Origin of the sequence: Comamonas sp. lk (genome assembly GCF_900564145.1) — a bacterium.
Classification (GTDB): Bacteria; Pseudomonadota; Gammaproteobacteria; order Burkholderiales; family Burkholderiaceae_C; genus Comamonas.
In genome coordinates this window covers 348,034-361,881 of sequence record NZ_UOOB01000001.1, presented here as the reverse complement: position 1 = coordinate 361,881, position 13,848 = coordinate 348,034, and the positions used below count along the sequence as shown (strand labels likewise).

Here is a 13,848-nt window from a genome sequence, read left to right as displayed (position 1 = left end):
CTCACCTGTGTGAAAACCAGAATCAGAAATAACAGGTGAGCGCCGTTGTTGCGAGGCAGTTGGGTAACAAGACCAGAACTGCTGACCCCAAGCCTGACGCACTGGTTGGACATCAACCAGCTAGCTGCAGCGCTCCTTGGGGCGAAGCCCTGCATTTTATGTCCATGCAGCCGATCTGCACCATGGGCGCTGGTGAATGCGCCTTAAACCCCCATGCGTCCATCGCACGACCTGGGCCTGGAGCCGCGCCGCATCTTCTTGCGCAAACGCCAAACTTTGCCCAGGGAATATCGTCAACGACGAACGCTGCCATCTGGTTTCAAGCATATTCGCCCGCTAGACCACACCGATGCCAGATGAATGCCGGTTGCACCCGCCATGGACGGCTGTCATGCTGGCGCCATCAAAGCGCAGGTCCTGTTTCGAGGCACTGGCCAAACCAGCCCGAACACTTTTTTGCGAGTCCGATGCACGGTTCAAGCCGTAGCCCCGGACTTCCCCCAAAAAATCACCGCCTGCCGTTGAGGGACAGGCAACGATTGGAGAACCTACATGCACGTCGGCTTTGGCGCGTACTACACCCTTATTTTTGCCGTGCTGGTGCTGCTGCTGGGCAAGCTGATGACGCGGCACATCCGCTTTCTGCGCGACTTCAACATCCCCGAGCCCGTCTCCGGCGGACTGGTGGCAGCGGCAACGATTTTCCTGCTCCATGAAACCACGGGCCTGACCCTGGGTTTTGAGTCCAGCCTGCAAGACGCCTTCATGCTGGTGTTTTTCTCCTCCATTGGCCTGAGCGCCAACCTCTCCAAACTGCGCGAAGGCGGCACGGCACTGCTGGTCTTTCTGGGGCTGATCGCCGGTTTCATCTTTTTGCAGAACGTGGTGGGCGTGGGCATGGCCACCTTGCTGGGACAAGATCCGCTGATGGGCCTGGTCGCGGGCTCCATCACCCTCGTCGGAGGCCATGGAACAGCCGGCGCCTACGGCGCAATGCTGGAGAACGAATACGGCCTCACCGGTGCCACGGCACTGGGCATTGCCTGCGCCACCTTTGGCCTGGTCATAGGCGGCCTGCTCGGCGGCCCGCTGGCCAAGCGGCTGATCACCAGCCGCCAACTGGCCCAGCCCCGCACCGAGGCCCAGCAGCTGAGCACCGAAGAACCCGCAGTGAGCGAGAGCAGCGATGTGGCCAATTTCGAATCCTCCAGCAAGGCTCCTCGCCTGATCACGGCCGACGCCGCCGTGGAAACCCTGGCGCTGTTTGCCGGCTGCCTGGCGTTTGCCGAACTCATGACCTCGCTGACCCAGGGCGTTATCAAGCTGCCCACCTTTGTCTGGGCCCTGGGCGGCGGCGTGATCATTCGCAATGCGCTGGACTATGTGTTCGGCATCAAGGTCTTTGACCGGGCCATCGACGTCTTCGGCAGCGCGGCCCTGTCGATTTATCTGGCCATTGCCCTGCTGTCGCTCAGACTGTGGGAGCTGACGGATCTCGCCGCACCGCTGATGGTCATTTTGCTGGTGCAGACCTTGTTTTTGGCCGCATACGCCACCTTGGTGACTTTCCGCGTCATGGGCAAAGACTACGACGCCGCCGTACTGGCCGCCGGCCACTGCGGCTTTGGCATGGGTGCCACGCCCACGGCCGTGGCCAATATGCAGGCCTTGACCAACCAGTATGGCCCCTCGCACAAGGCCTTTCTGATCGTGCCACTGGTGGGCGCCTTCTTCATCGACATCATCAACGCCTTTTTGCTGCAGGGCTTCATCAGCTGGTTGCGCTGATTCCTGTCACTGCTCCCCAACGAAAAAAGCGTGCACCTTGACAGGGTGCACGCTTTTTTTGATAGCTGCCTGCGCTTGACCATCAAGCGCTGCAGCTGGATTTTTTTACTTGACTCAGGCCGACAGATTCTGGGCCGAGGCAGGCAGGCCGAACAGGCGGTCAAACGCCCAGTTGAAGGCAAAGGTGTAGACCATGAAGAACACCAGCAGGCCGGCTTCCATCACCGTCGCCTGCCACAGCGAGACGTCGAACCACCAGGCCATGAGCGGGATGAGGGCCAGCGCCAAGCCGCCCTCAAAGCCAATCGCATGCACCACGCGGCGCAGCACGGAGCGGCCCTTGACGGCCTGGCGTGCTTCCCATTTTTCAAACAGGTGGTTGAAGCTCAGGTTCCAACAGATCGCAATCACCGATGCGGCGACGGCCATGACGCTGGAGTCGCCGGCCTTCTGGCCGATGGCCATGAAGATCAGGCTGGAGACGGCGATGGCGATCGCCTCGTACAAAGAGACATAGATGATGCGACGCTTGGGGCCTTGCAGACCAGTGGCCTTGGTGGGCGCGGCGCCATTGGCAGAAGCATGAACAGTGTGAGCGGCAGAAGAAGAAGCGGATGCCATCGCGGAGGCTTGTTGAGACATGGACCGCAGTGTATGTTCTGAAAACTGAAGATAAAAGTCATCTCCTTTCAATTTTCCTGATAGATAACGCCATGCCATTCGCTGCCGACCAGGTTCCGCTGTTTCTTGCCGTGCTCGATGAAGGTTCGTTTTCCGCTGCCGCCCGCAAGCTGGGGCGCGTGCCCTCGGCCGTGAGCATGGCCGTGGCCCAGCTCGAAGCCGAACTGGATTTGCAGCTGTTCGACCGCAGCGGGCGCGAACCCCGGCCCACGGCTGCCGCCCGGGCGCTGGAGCCGCAGGCCCGTCTGCTGGCCGAGCAGCTGCAGCAGCTCAACTGGCAGGCCAGCGCCTTGCATCAGGGGCTGGAAGAAAGATTGACGCTGGCGATTGCGCCCGAGCTGCTCTCCACCCCCTGGACCGAGACGCTGGCCGCCCTGGTGCAGGAGTTTCCCGCCCTGCCGATTGAAGTGCTGACCGCACCGCAGACCGATGCCCTGCAGCTTTTGCACGCAGGCCGCGCCCATCTGGCCCTGGTGTTTGAACGCCCGGCCATTGACGGGCGCGAAGGCTTTCAGGAAATGGGGCGCGAGACGCTGCTGGCCGTGATGTCCCCCCAGTTCGCCCCCTGGCAGCAGGCGCTGGCCGAGCATGGTAAGCGCGCCCGGCTCAGCGTGGAACAGTTGGCCGCGACCCGCCAGGTGCTGGTGGCCAGCCGCGATCCGCAACAGACCGACCCGCGCTTTGTTTTTGCCCGCCAGCTGTGGCGCACCGACAGCCATCAGGCCGCACTGTCGCTGATTGGCGCGGGCATGGCCTGGGGCTGGCTGCCCAAGGGCCTGGTCGAGCCGCGCATTGCCGCCGGTCAGCTGCTGGAAATTCCCGTGCAAAACCTGAGCAATGGCACCACACTGTTCGTGGACTGGGTCTGGTCCAAGGAAAGCCCGCAAGGCCTGGCCGCCCGCCGCTTTGTGCAGCTGCTGCGCGAGCAGGGAGTGCCGCAGCGGCCGAATTAGGCATTAAATCAGCCTGAAGCCATTACCAACCAATCACATACAGCTAGATTATTCATAGCAACCGCTTTCATCCACCTTGTTCATGGAGCTGCGTTATGTCCACCCCCAGCCAGCCGGTACAGCCCTCGCCCTCTGCCGAGAATGTCTATCCTTTCGAGAGCAAGCACAAAGCCCTGCGCAAGCTCTGGCAGCAATGGCAGCCCGGCGTGCCGCGCGACAGCCGCAAGCAGGATGCCGATGCGCCGCCCGCCGTGGAGCTGGCCGGCTTCGAGCCCGGAGCCAAGCCGTTTTCGGCCGGCCAGGGCAAGCAGCATGACAAGGACAGCGTCAGCACGCTGGCCCGGGAACTCGATGGTCTGCAGAACATCTTCTATGCCGACCGGCGCTTCAAGCTGCTGGTCATACTGCAAGGCATGGATGCGGCCGGCAAGGACGGCACGCTGCGCGGCGTGTTCGGCCAGATGACGCCGCTGGGCGTGCACACCGTGGGCTGGAAAGCGCCCACCGATGCCGAAAAAGCCCATGACTATCTGTGGCGCATCCACCAGCAGGTGCCGGGCGCGGGCGAGATCGTGGTGTTCAACCGCAGCCAGTACGAAGACGTGCTGGTGCCCGTGGTCAACCGCTGGATCACGCCCGAGCAGCAGGCCCAGCGCTATGCCCAGATCAACGACTTCGAGCGCATGCTCAGCGAAAACGGCACCCTGGTCGTCAAGTTCATGCTGCACATCAGCAAGGACGAGCAGCGCCAGCGCCTGCAAGAGCGGCTGGACGACCCCTGCAAACACTGGAAGTTTGACGAAAGCGACCTCAAGGCGCGCGCCCAGTGGGACGAGTATCAGCAGGCCTATGAAAAACTGCTGGCCGCCACCCACACACCCTGGGCTCCCTGGACCATTGTTCCCGCCGACTCCAAAACCCACCGCAATCTGATGATTGCCACCTTGTTGCGCGAGGTGCTGGGCAATCTGGAACTCCAATACCCTGCGGGCTCGCCGGCGCTGGAGAAAATCCAGGTGAAGTGAAGCGGCTTGCTATTATTTCAAAAGCTGCTGGCGCTCAGCTTGATTTGAATGCAGCGTGTTTTCGCATCAAGATCCAACAATCATTGGCGCAAGCGGCTTCTGTTTTATGAGCAAACCGGCTTAGAACTGCCAGCCCAGCTGGCCCAGGCCCTCGAAAGCAACGGTCAGGCGGTCCCCCGCGTCAAGCTTCAGACAGCCGCACCAGCTGCCCGTGGTCACCACCGTGCCTGCGGGCACGCTGCCGTAGCGGCGCGCCACATGCTGCATCCAGTCCAGCAGCAACCAGGCCGGATCACCCAGGCTATGCGTGCCGGTAAAACGCTGGGGCGCCTCACCGTTCACGGCCACGGTGCAGACCTGCTGCGCCCAATCCCGGCCCGCCAGCAATGTGGCGGGCAGCCATTCGCCCAGCGCCAGACCGCCATGGCATTGGCCGTCGGCCAGCAAGGCCAGGGCCGGCGCCTGCAAGCCGTCGCGCCAGCGCACATCCACCCATTCAATGGCCACGGCCACACCGTCCACCAGGGCCAGAGCGCTCTCGGGAGTCAGGGCGGCAGCTTGCTGTGCAGAAATGTCCTGGCCTATGCGTAAGGCGATTTCCGCCTCTGCACCACGCAGATTGAATACGGTTTGCGGGGCGGCAGCCCAGGCCAGGCCTTGCTGCACGCCGGACTCGGGCAGGGGCACATGCAGCAAGGCCGTCTGGCGGTTGGCAGCGCCGGACTTCCAGTAGCGCGGGGCCCGGTCTGCGGGCCACCAGCCCCAGACGCCGGCCAGCGCGGACTGCACAGCGCGTGCATCTTCCTCGCTACGCATCAGTGCTGCCACATCCGCGCCCAGGCTCATCTTCTCGCCCAGCTTGCGTGACCACCACAGCGCATCGGCCGTGGCATAGGCATCTTCATGCAGGGCCGGAGCCAGCTGCGCCCAATCGGGCAGCACATCCTGCACGTCCCGCAACTCGGGGGCCAAACCCATGGGCGGGGTGTTGGCAAAAGGGGCGGGGCCGCACCAGCCGTCTTGGCAATCGTTGTTTTCAGACATGGAAGCAATGATGGCAAATTCCGCGCCCGGTTGCGCATTCCCCCGCCAACACTGGGCAGCATCGACGGTTTTTCAGGGTTATGCATTAAATGCATAAGACCCCAAGCAACAAGCCTTGGACAAGCCACACAGCCCCGCGCACACTGTAGATCCCGGACAGCGAGGCCTCACAACGGCCCGTTCCACCTCAGTCAACCAGGCCCAAATCATGCAAGCCACAGACTCTTCCGCACACGCTCTGCCTTCTTATCTGAATTCCGAGCACCTCGGCCCCTGGGGCAACTATCTGCAGCAAGTAGATCGCGTCACGCCTTATCTGGGCTCGCTCGCCCGCTGGGTCGAGACCCTCAAGCGCCCCAAGCGCATTCTGATCGTCGACGTGCCCATCGAGATGGACAACGGCACCATCGCCCACTTCGAGGGCTACCGCGTTCAGCACAATCTGAGCCGCGGCCCCGGCAAGGGCGGCGTGCGTTTCCACCAGGACGTGACGCTGTCTGAAGTCATGGCGCTGTCGGCCTGGATGTCGGTCAAGAATGCCGCAGTGAACGTGCCTTACGGCGGTGCCAAGGGTGGTATCCGCGTCGATCCGCGCAAGCTTTCGACCTCCGAACTGGAACGCCTGACACGTCGCTACACCAGCGAGATCGGTCTGCTGATCGGCCCATCCAAGGACATTCCTGCTCCCGACGTGAACACCAACGGCCAGATCATGGCCTGGATGATGGACACCTACTCCATGAACACCGGCGCCACCTCCACTGGCGTGGTAACCGGCAAGCCGGTCGATCTGGGCGGCTCGCTGGGTCGCGTGGAAGCGACAGGCCGCGGCGTGTTCACCGTGGGCGTGGAAGCCGCCAAGCTGACCGGCCTGCCCTTGCAAGGCGCACGCGTGGCCGTGCAAGGCTTTGGCAATGTGGGCGGTACTGCAGGCAAGCTGTTTGCTGAAGCCGGCGCCAACATCGTGGCCGTGCAAGACCATACCGGCACCATCTACAACGCCAACGGCTTTGATGTGACGGCTCTGCTGGCGCACGTGGCAGCCAATGGCGGCGTGGGCGGCTTTGCCGGTGGCGAAGCCATGGATACCAAGGATTTCTGGGCCGTGGATTGCGAGATCCTCATCCCTGCTGCGCTGGAAAGCCAGATCACCAAGGACAACGCCGCTCAGATCAAGGCCAAGATCGTGATCGAAGGCGCCAACGGCCCCACCACGCCCGAAGCCGACGACATCCTGACCGACAAGGGCGTGCTGGTGCTGCCCGACGTGATTGCCAACGCCGGTGGCGTGACCGTGTCCTACTTCGAGTGGGTGCAGGATTTCTCCAGCTTCTTCTGGACCGAGGACGAAATCAACGCCCGCCTGGTGCGCATCATGCAAGAGGCCTTCGCTGGCATCTGGCAAGTGGCCCAGGAAAACAAGGTGTCGCTGCGTACCGCCACCTTCATCGTGGCTTGCAAGCGCATTCTGCACGCTCGCGAAATGCGCGGTCTGTACCCATAAGCATCAGCGGTGGGCGCCTGGCGCCTTCCCTTTGCACATCGCCCCTGTTTCTTCGGAAGAGGGGCGATTTTTTTTGCGGCAAGGCGGCACGCCCTGATCGGCGTGGGACTTAGCCACTGTGAAGTGCACAACGAAAAAAGCCTTCTGTTTCCAGAAGGCTTTTTTGATGGTTGCGCGAGAAGGATTTGAACCTCCGACCTTTGGGTTATGAGCCCAACGAGCTACCAGACTGCTCCATCGCGCGGTAATTTCTCTGACTTGGCAGCTTTATGTCGTTGCCGTATCGATGGATGGATTGTAGCCGATATTCTCTTGTCATGCGCACTGGTTATATGAACTCATTGCTTTTATGGCTATTGGCTCTGAAATTTGTCGCCCGCCTACCAGTGGCTAGCGGCAATCTGCGCTCTGTATAGTGGCCGCCCATGGCCAAAGAAAAAACCACGTTTACCTGCAATGCCTGCGGCGGCACCAGCCCGCGCTGGCTGGGCAAATGCCCTAGCTGCGGCGCCTGGAACTCGCTGATAGAGACCGTGGCCGAATCGGCTTCGGGCGGCAAGAACCGGCTGAGCCAGCCCCAGGGCTACGCAGGCCTGGCCAATGCCCAGCCCGTCACGCCGCTGTCGGCCATCGAAGCACAGGACGTGGCGCGCACGCCCAGCGGCATCGAGGAACTGGACCGGGTACTGGGCGGCGGCGTGGTGGAAGGCGGCGTGGTCCTGATTGGCGGAGACCCTGGCATAGGCAAGTCCACACTTCTTCTGCAGGCCATGGATGCCTTGCACCGCATAGGCCTGCCCACGCTGTATGTGACCGGGGAGGAAAGCGGTGCCCAGGTGGCCCTGCGTTCGCGACGCCTGGGGCTGGACAACAGCCAGGTCAATGTGCTGGCCGAGATTCAGCTGGAGAAAATCCTGGCCACGGTGGAAGCGACTCAGCCGGCCGTGGTGGTGGTCGACTCGATTCAGACCGTGTATTCGGACCAGCTATCGTCCGCACCCGGCTCGGTGGCCCAGGTGCGCGAATGCGCTGCGCATCTGACACGTGCGGCCAAGACCACGGGCATCACCATCATCCTGGTAGGCCACGTCACCAAGGACGGCGCCCTGGCCGGCCCGCGCGTGCTGGAACATATGGTGGACACGGTGCTCTACTTCGAGGGCGATACACACAGTAACTTCCGCCTGGTGCGCGCCATCAAGAACCGCTTTGGAGCGGTGAACGAGATTGGCGTCTTCGCCATGACGGAAAAAGGCCTCAAGGGCGTGAGCAACCCCAGCGCCATCTTCCTCTCCCAGCACAGCGAGCCCGTGCCCGGCAGCTGCGTGCTGGTGACGCTGGAAGGCACGCGCCCTCTGTTGGTGGAAATTCAGGCACTCGTCGATCAAGGCGGCCCGCAGGCCCGCAGGCTGTCTGTCGGCCTGGACAAGGACCGCCTGGCCATGCTGCTGGCCGTGCTCAACCGCCATGCGGGCGTGGCCTGTGCCGATCAGGATGTGTTCGTCAATGCCGTGGGCGGCGTGCGCATCAATGAGCCGGCAGCTGATCTGGCGGTGATGTTGGCGATCACTTCCAGTCTGCGTGGCAAAGCGCTGCCCAAGGGCTTTATCGCCTTTGGCGAAGTCGGCCTGGCCGGCGAGGTGCGCCCCGCGCCACGTGGGCAAGAGCGCCTGAAGGAAGCAGCAAAGTTAGGATTCACTGTCGCTGTAGTCCCCAAGGCCAATGCGCCCAAGAAGGCCATTCCCGGCCTGACCATTCATGCGGTGGAGCGCGTGGACGAAGCCATGAATATCGTGAGAGGCATTGCTTGATTCTTAAAAAGGCTAGCTATCAGCGCTTGATTTGATTGAATTTCAAATACAAAACGACTGAATTCTCAACTTCTGAAAGCGCCACCCGCTCCTGTTTTGGAATCCATCACCCGCCCCTCCGAGTTGAATCAAGGGGCATACGCACTGACCGCAGACTCCGACCTCTGCTTGCATAAGACAATCTCACCCATGAATTTGCGCAATATTCTGATTCCTGTGGGCCTGCTCATTCTGGTGCTTGCGGCCCATCGGTCTGCGGGCTGGCCAGGCGTGGCCGCCGTGGCCGGCGGCATCATCATGTGGCTGCTGCTGCACTTCACGCGGCTGATGTCCGTCATGAAGAAAGCCGCCAACCGCCCCATGGGCTATGTGGGCAGCGCCGTCATGCTCAATGCCAAGCTCAAGCCCAAAGTGCCCCTGGTGCACGTGGTGGCCATGACACGCTCGCTGGGCGAGCGCCTGTCCGAAGAAGGCAAGGATCCTGAAATCTACCGCTGGACCGACGGCAGCCAGTCGCATGTGACCTGCGAATTTGTCTCGGGCCGCTTGGTGAAATGGTCGCTGCAACGCCCCGAGCCCAAGGAGGATGCAGCCGCTTTGCCCACACCGGAAACAAACGCCCAGACTCCAGGCTCTGCGACATCCTAAAATAAGGGCTTACGGAGACAAACGCCGCAGCTGAACACTTCAGCGCTGGCGTCCGTCCGCACACAAGCCCTTAGAGGATGGTTTTATGAGCCCTGTTGTTCCCTCGATGTCCGACCGCGACGGCAAGATCTGGATGGATGGCCAGATGGTGGAATGGCGCGATGCCAAGATCCATGTGCTGACCCACACGCTGCACTACGGCTGCGGCGCATTCGAAGGCGTACGCGCCTATGAGACCGAACAAGGCACGGCCATCTTCCGCTTGCAGGATCACACCAAGCGCCTGTTCAACAGCGCCAAGATCCTGCGCATGCAGATCCCCCTCACCCAGGACCAGGTCAATCAGGCCCAGGTGGACGTGGTCAAGGCCAACGGCCTGAAGTCCTGCTATCTGCGCCCACTGACCTGGATTGGCGACCGCAAGCTGGGCGTGAGCCCCAAGGGCAACACCATCCATTTGATGGTGGCCGCATGGGCCTGGGGCGCCTATCTGGGCGAAGACGGCATGGAGCGCGGCATCCGCACCAAGATCTCCAGCTTCACGCGCCACCATGTGAACATCACCATGAGCCAGGCCAAAGCGGTGAGCAACTACACCAACTCCATACTGGCCAACACCGAAGCCCTGGACGACGGTTACGACGAAGCCATCTTGCTGGATGCCTCCGGTTTTGTGTCCGAAGGCTCGGGCGAAAATATCTTTGTCATCAAGGACGGCGTGGTCTACACACCCGATCTGTCGGCCGGTGCCCTGAACGGCATCACCCGCAACACCGTGATGCACATCTGCGAAGACCTGGGCCTGCAAGTCGTGCAAAAGCGCATCACCCGCGATGAGCTGTATATCTCCGACGAGCTGTTCTTCACCGGCACCGCCGCCGAAGTGACTCCCATCCGCGAAGTGGACCGCATCCAGATCGGTGAAGGCCGTCGCGGCCCACTGACCGAAAAAATCCAGAAGGCCTTCTTTGACATCGTCAACGGCCGCAACCCCAAGTACGCTCACTGGCTGACTTTGGTCTGACCCCCCTAAGGCGCTGGACGGCGCCTTCGCTGCGAGATGATGCTGGCTGGTCTCCCCTTGCTCAGGCACCCGTTGGCAGCGTCGAACCGATTACCATCCCCACTGAAATTTCTGAGAAAGATTACCTAGCATGTCTACCAATGCCGTCATCGAACTGGCCGCCCAGGATTTGAACCACCAAGGCGGCGTGTTCTGCCCCAGCCCCAAAGCCGACATGAAGCTGTGGAACACCCATCCCAAGGTTTATCTGGACGTGGCCAAAACCGGCGAAGCCAAGTGCCCCTATTGCGGCACGGTCTACCGTCTGAAGGCTGGCGAAGTGTTCTCGGGCGGTCATTGAGCCAACTGCACACACCTCACCTCAAGGCCTTTTCAAGGCCTTTTTTCTTGAGGGTGCAAGGCCTGATGCCAGGTGCTGCCAGGCACGGATCCGCCATGCGAGGCAAACATTTCCGTGAAGTGACGACGCTCGCCGCCGCGCAGTTTGACGATGGGAGCACTTTGCCTGGGTGCAGCGACCAGACATAGCTGTGGGTAAAGCAGGTACCACTTCCAGCGCAAAGCGCGGTGATAGTAGTAAGCCGTGTCCTCGGCCTTGAACAAGGCCATGCGCGAGAATTGCTGGCCACGCAGTACCTGCTGGGCCGTGATGTGAATCAGCAAATAGCGGGGGTCTTCGATATTTTGCTGAATCTCAGACCAGCCCGGCATGGATTGGTGACGTTGCAGATAGGCATCCGTTCCCTCTTCAATCAAAGCCAGGTGGAACTCTTTCTGCCAAGCTGTGATGAAGGGCGAGCCAGCTACGGCGCCGAATGCCCAGCTTTCAATCACCGGAAATTGAGCGTCCTTGGTGAATTTCTCAAGGTAAAAACCAGTGAACTCGGAGCGTGGATCCGCTCCAGCCTGCATCCAGTCCAGAGAACTGGTCAGCAAGGTGCTGGCATCCAGCCAAAAACCACCGTAGCAGGCAACAAGATACAGACGCAGCCAGTCGGACTGCTTGGTGGGATGCAGCTGTGCAAATTGCGCGGGAAGCTCCCCGGATCGCACGTACTGATCCAAATTGCCGGGATGCACCAGACGGACTTCATAATCCGGGCATTGCAGACGCCAGCTCTGAATGCATTCGTTCACAAACGCATCCGGCTGCGGGTGATTCCAATAAGTCCACAGCAGCTTGGGAATTTTTACCTCACCTTCCCGTTGATCAAGGCGGCCTTCCAGCATTACTGAGCGGGGCAATCTGTACTCTGCAGAGGAGTTCAGCACTTTGGGCTGAACCAGTTGCAATACGCCCTTGAACAGGCAGGCTGGAATCCGGGTCATGATGGAAAAGCGTCGCTGGATACTTGGATTGAAAACACAAAATTTGTCGCACACGGATTGTCCGTCAGAACCCATGAACCACGATTTCTCGGATACGCAAAAACCTGCAAGCCACCCACCCAAGCGACTGCTGCATTTTGTGACGGGGGGGTTTTCTGGAGCGACTCAGGTCGCTGTTGATCTGTGCCTCGCCGCGCAGCGAAGCTCCGACTTCCAGGTTCTGCTGGTACTCAGACGCAAGCGCAGCACATCCGACGAGAAGATACAGGCCTTGAGGGACCAGGGCCTGCAAGTGATTGTGGTGTCCAACTGGCTGCATGCCTTGACCGTATGGGAGCTGCGAAAAATCATTCGCTCATGGAAGCCGGATGTCGTCTTCGCCCATGGTTTCAGTGACCATATTTGGGGCCGCAAGGCGGCAGCCCTGGAAGGCGTGCCCCATATCTTCCATGTCGAACATAACTCGCGGGAGCGCTACACCGATCGCCGTCTGCGCCAGGCCTTGGCACTCGAGCCATTCACACAGGCTCACATCGGTGTTTCGGAAGGCGTGCGTACCAGCCTAGTGGAACGAGGCTTTCCGCCCGAAAAATGCATTGCCTTGTGCAATGGCATAGACCTGGCTCGCTTCCCCGACAGTGCCATCCCTCTTCACTGGAAGCAGCGAGAAGCCGCAATCATCATGGCCTCACGCTTTGCACGGCAAAAGGATCAAACCACGCTCATTCAAGCCTTGGCGGTCCTCAAGGAGCGCGGCCTCAAGCCACAGCTGTACCTGGCCGGCGCAGGAAAAAAGTATCTGCGAACCAAGGCAGAACACCTGGTCAAACAACTGCATCTGGAGCAGCAGGTTCAATTCCTGGGCAATGTGCCTGATCTGCCTCAGCGTTTGACTCAAATTCAGATCTTTGTGCTGTCCACCCACTGGGAGGGCATGCCTCTGGCGCTGGTCGAAGGCATGGCCGCGGGCTGCGCCTGCGTTGTCTCCGATGTGATCGGTGCACGCGAAGTGGTTGAACCCGGCGTCACGGGCTTGCGGGTGCCCGAGTCCGACGCAAACGCCATGGCCGATGCATTGCAGAAATTACTTCAGAACCCGGATCATGCCCAGCAATTGGGCCAAGCCGCCAGGCTGCAGGCAACCCAGCATTACGGACGTGATCACATGTGGCAGGGATATCGCAAGCTGCTCAGGACTTAGCCTTCAACACCTCGGAGACATGGGGTGGCGTAGCCCGTGAATTGGCCCATGTGAGTTGCAATTTCATCTTGAACTTGCGCAAGCGCTGAGCCAGATCGGCAGGAGCCTCACGCTGCGCCCAAATGCTGCTGACCTCACTGGTATCGTCAAGTGCAATCACCGACGGATAGACCCCAAAGACCCGCAATCCGTTTTCAAGCCAGAAGCGGATATCCACATCCACAGGCCTGCCAAACGGCCTACGCGTGGCCAGCATTTTTTGAGCTCCAGCCCTGCTGATCACGTAACCGGCAGCAAAACTGGGAATGCGCTGGTAAGAAATAAGCTCCAAAGCGCTTTCGCCCAAAGGCGCTCTGGATGCGATCTTCTCTTTCTCACGTCCAAACAACTTAATCATGTCCCAGCTGGCATCCTGCGACAGCGCTGCAATCGCATTCAATGCCTGGGGAAGCGCTGGCAATAAACGCACATCGTCCTCAAACACGACCAGGGCGGGCGCATCGCTGCCCAGCAATTTCTCACACGCCGTCAAGTGGCTGCAATAGCAGCCTTTTTCGCCATTGCCCATGGGCTTAAAGTACTGGTCTTGATTCAGCTGTTCACAAAAATACTGCGACTGAATTTGAGCCGGTAAATCATTCCACCAAACAGCAGGCAAACGTGAAGCGCTTAAGCCCATGTTTGCCAGCTGGGATTCCATACGCTCGCGGCGCTCCACATCCTTGGCCAGATTGATATAGACGATAGGCAATGACGGCATACACTTCGCACCCAATAAAGACGGCTGAAGTGTAGTGCCGTGAGCCCGGCACCCTTTGGGAGCCGTCAAAAGACCCATAT

General features: G+C 60.5%; 13 protein-coding genes, 1 tRNA gene and 1 riboswitch. Of the genes, 9 read left to right on the top strand and 5 right to left on the bottom strand.

The window, feature by feature from the left end:
• Positions 1-30 precede the first annotated feature (30 nt).
• A riboswitch (S-adenosyl-L-homocysteine riboswitch) is annotated at positions 31-144 on the bottom strand.
• 408 nt (positions 145-552) lie between these two features.
• Complete coding sequence (gene gltS, locus EAO39_RS01625; protein WP_120965623.1) at positions 553-1,788, top strand: sodium/glutamate symporter; 1,236 nt, start codon at positions 553-555, stop codon at positions 1,786-1,788.
• A gap of 114 nt (positions 1,789-1,902) precedes the next feature.
• Here the strand turns inward: gltS and EAO39_RS01620 are convergent, their stop codons facing one another.
• Positions 1,903-2,409, bottom strand: a complete 507-nt coding sequence (locus tag EAO39_RS01620; RefSeq protein ID WP_120965621.1) for a PACE efflux transporter — start codon at positions 2,407-2,409, stop codon at positions 1,903-1,905.
• A 92-nt stretch (positions 2,410-2,501) separates the two neighbouring features.
• Here EAO39_RS01620 and EAO39_RS01615 point away from each other — a divergent pair, with 92 nt between their 5' ends.
• Positions 2,502-3,422: a LysR family transcriptional regulator gene (locus tag EAO39_RS01615; RefSeq protein WP_120965620.1), complete on the top strand. Its 921-nt coding sequence runs from the start codon at positions 2,502-2,504 to the stop codon at positions 3,420-3,422.
• Between the two features lie 95 nt (positions 3,423-3,517).
• Positions 3,518-4,447 (top strand): PPK2 family polyphosphate kinase, encoded by a 930-nt coding sequence (locus EAO39_RS01610; protein WP_120965618.1) that lies wholly within the window; start codon positions 3,518-3,520, stop codon positions 4,445-4,447.
• A 120-nt stretch (positions 4,448-4,567) separates the two neighbouring features.
• On the opposite strand, the gene EAO39_RS01605 is transcribed toward EAO39_RS01610, so the two are convergent.
• Positions 4,568-5,491, bottom strand: a complete 924-nt coding sequence (locus EAO39_RS01605) for a fumarylacetoacetate hydrolase family protein (RefSeq protein ID WP_120965615.1) — start codon at positions 5,489-5,491, stop codon at positions 4,568-4,570.
• A 208-nt stretch (positions 5,492-5,699) separates the two neighbouring features.
• On the opposite strand from EAO39_RS01605, the gene EAO39_RS01600 reads away from it, so the two are divergent.
• Complete coding sequence (locus EAO39_RS01600) at positions 5,700-6,995, top strand: Glu/Leu/Phe/Val dehydrogenase (RefSeq protein ID WP_120965613.1); 1,296 nt, start codon at positions 5,700-5,702, stop codon at positions 6,993-6,995.
• A 167-nt stretch (positions 6,996-7,162) separates the two neighbouring features.
• Here the strand turns inward: EAO39_RS01600 and EAO39_RS01595 are convergent.
• Positions 7,163-7,239, bottom strand: a tRNA-Met gene (locus EAO39_RS01595).
• A 181-nt stretch (positions 7,240-7,420) separates the two neighbouring features.
• Between EAO39_RS01595 and radA the strand changes: the two genes are divergently transcribed.
• The 4 genes from radA to EAO39_RS01575 all read left to right on the top strand — a co-directional run bounded on the left by radA (position 7,421) and on the right by EAO39_RS01575 (position 10,818).
• The gene (gene radA, locus EAO39_RS01590; RefSeq protein ID WP_120965611.1) at positions 7,421-8,806 is read left to right on the top strand and encodes a DNA repair protein RadA; all 1,386 of its coding nucleotides are present in this window, start codon (positions 7,421-7,423) and stop codon (positions 8,804-8,806) included.
• 189 nt (positions 8,807-8,995) lie between these two features.
• Positions 8,996-9,454: a glycerate kinase gene (locus EAO39_RS01585; protein WP_120965609.1), complete on the top strand. Its 459-nt coding sequence runs from the start codon at positions 8,996-8,998 to the stop codon at positions 9,452-9,454.
• 85 nt (positions 9,455-9,539) lie between these two features.
• A complete protein-coding gene (locus tag EAO39_RS01580) occupies positions 9,540-10,478 on the top strand; it encodes a branched-chain amino acid transaminase (RefSeq protein ID WP_120965607.1) in 939 nt (312 codons plus the stop codon).
• Between the two features lie 130 nt (positions 10,479-10,608).
• Positions 10,609-10,818 carry a zinc-finger domain-containing protein gene (locus EAO39_RS01575; RefSeq protein ID WP_120965605.1) on the top strand — a complete coding sequence of 70 codons (210 nt, stop codon included), beginning with the start codon at positions 10,609-10,611 and terminating at the stop codon, positions 10,816-10,818.
• Between the two features lie 32 nt (positions 10,819-10,850).
• Here EAO39_RS01575 and EAO39_RS01570 read toward each other — a convergent pair whose 3' ends face one another.
• Positions 10,851-11,807, bottom strand: coding sequence for a capsular polysaccharide synthesis protein (locus tag EAO39_RS01570; RefSeq protein ID WP_120965603.1), 957 nt, complete (start codon positions 11,805-11,807; stop codon positions 10,851-10,853).
• 73 nt (positions 11,808-11,880) lie between these two features.
• Between EAO39_RS01570 and EAO39_RS01565 the strand changes: the two genes are divergently transcribed.
• A complete protein-coding gene (locus EAO39_RS01565; protein WP_120965601.1) occupies positions 11,881-13,008 on the top strand; it encodes a glycosyltransferase in 1,128 nt (375 codons plus the stop codon).
• Here EAO39_RS01565 and EAO39_RS01560 read toward each other — a convergent pair.
• Complete coding sequence (locus tag EAO39_RS01560; RefSeq protein ID WP_120965599.1) at positions 12,998-13,768, bottom strand: glycosyltransferase family 25 protein; 771 nt, start codon at positions 13,766-13,768, stop codon at positions 12,998-13,000. The two genes, EAO39_RS01565 and EAO39_RS01560, sit on opposite strands and share 11 nt — an antisense overlap.
• Between the last annotated feature and the right edge of the window lie 80 nt (positions 13,769-13,848).

Bases quoted from the DNA above. Each gene is read 5' to 3' on its own strand.
- gltS (WP_120965623.1), top strand. From the start codon at position 553: ATGCACGTCGGCTTTGGCGCGTACTACACCCTTATTTTTGCCGTGCTG.
- EAO39_RS01620 (WP_120965621.1), bottom strand. From the start codon at position 2,409: ATGGCATCCGCTTCTTCTTCTGCCGCTCACACTGTTCATGCTTCTGCC.
- EAO39_RS01615 (WP_120965620.1), top strand. From the start codon at position 2,502: ATGCCATTCGCTGCCGACCAGGTTCCGCTGTTTCTTGCCGTGCTCGAT.
- EAO39_RS01610 (WP_120965618.1), top strand. From the start codon at position 3,518: ATGTCCACCCCCAGCCAGCCGGTACAGCCCTCGCCCTCTGCCGAGAAT.
- EAO39_RS01605 (WP_120965615.1), bottom strand. From the start codon at position 5,491: ATGTCTGAAAACAACGATTGCCAAGACGGCTGGTGCGGCCCCGCCCCT.
- EAO39_RS01600 (WP_120965613.1), top strand. From the start codon at position 5,700: ATGCAAGCCACAGACTCTTCCGCACACGCTCTGCCTTCTTATCTGAAT.
- radA (WP_120965611.1), top strand. From the start codon at position 7,421: ATGGCCAAAGAAAAAACCACGTTTACCTGCAATGCCTGCGGCGGCACC.
- EAO39_RS01585 (WP_120965609.1), top strand. From the start codon at position 8,996: ATGAATTTGCGCAATATTCTGATTCCTGTGGGCCTGCTCATTCTGGTG.
- EAO39_RS01580 (WP_120965607.1), top strand. From the start codon at position 9,540: ATGAGCCCTGTTGTTCCCTCGATGTCCGACCGCGACGGCAAGATCTGG.
- EAO39_RS01575 (WP_120965605.1), top strand. From the start codon at position 10,609: ATGTCTACCAATGCCGTCATCGAACTGGCCGCCCAGGATTTGAACCAC.
- EAO39_RS01570 (WP_120965603.1), bottom strand. From the start codon at position 11,807: ATGACCCGGATTCCAGCCTGCCTGTTCAAGGGCGTATTGCAACTGGTT.
- EAO39_RS01565 (WP_120965601.1), top strand. From the start codon at position 11,881: ATGAACCACGATTTCTCGGATACGCAAAAACCTGCAAGCCACCCACCC.
- EAO39_RS01560 (WP_120965599.1), bottom strand. From the start codon at position 13,768: ATGCCGTCATTGCCTATCGTCTATATCAATCTGGCCAAGGATGTGGAG.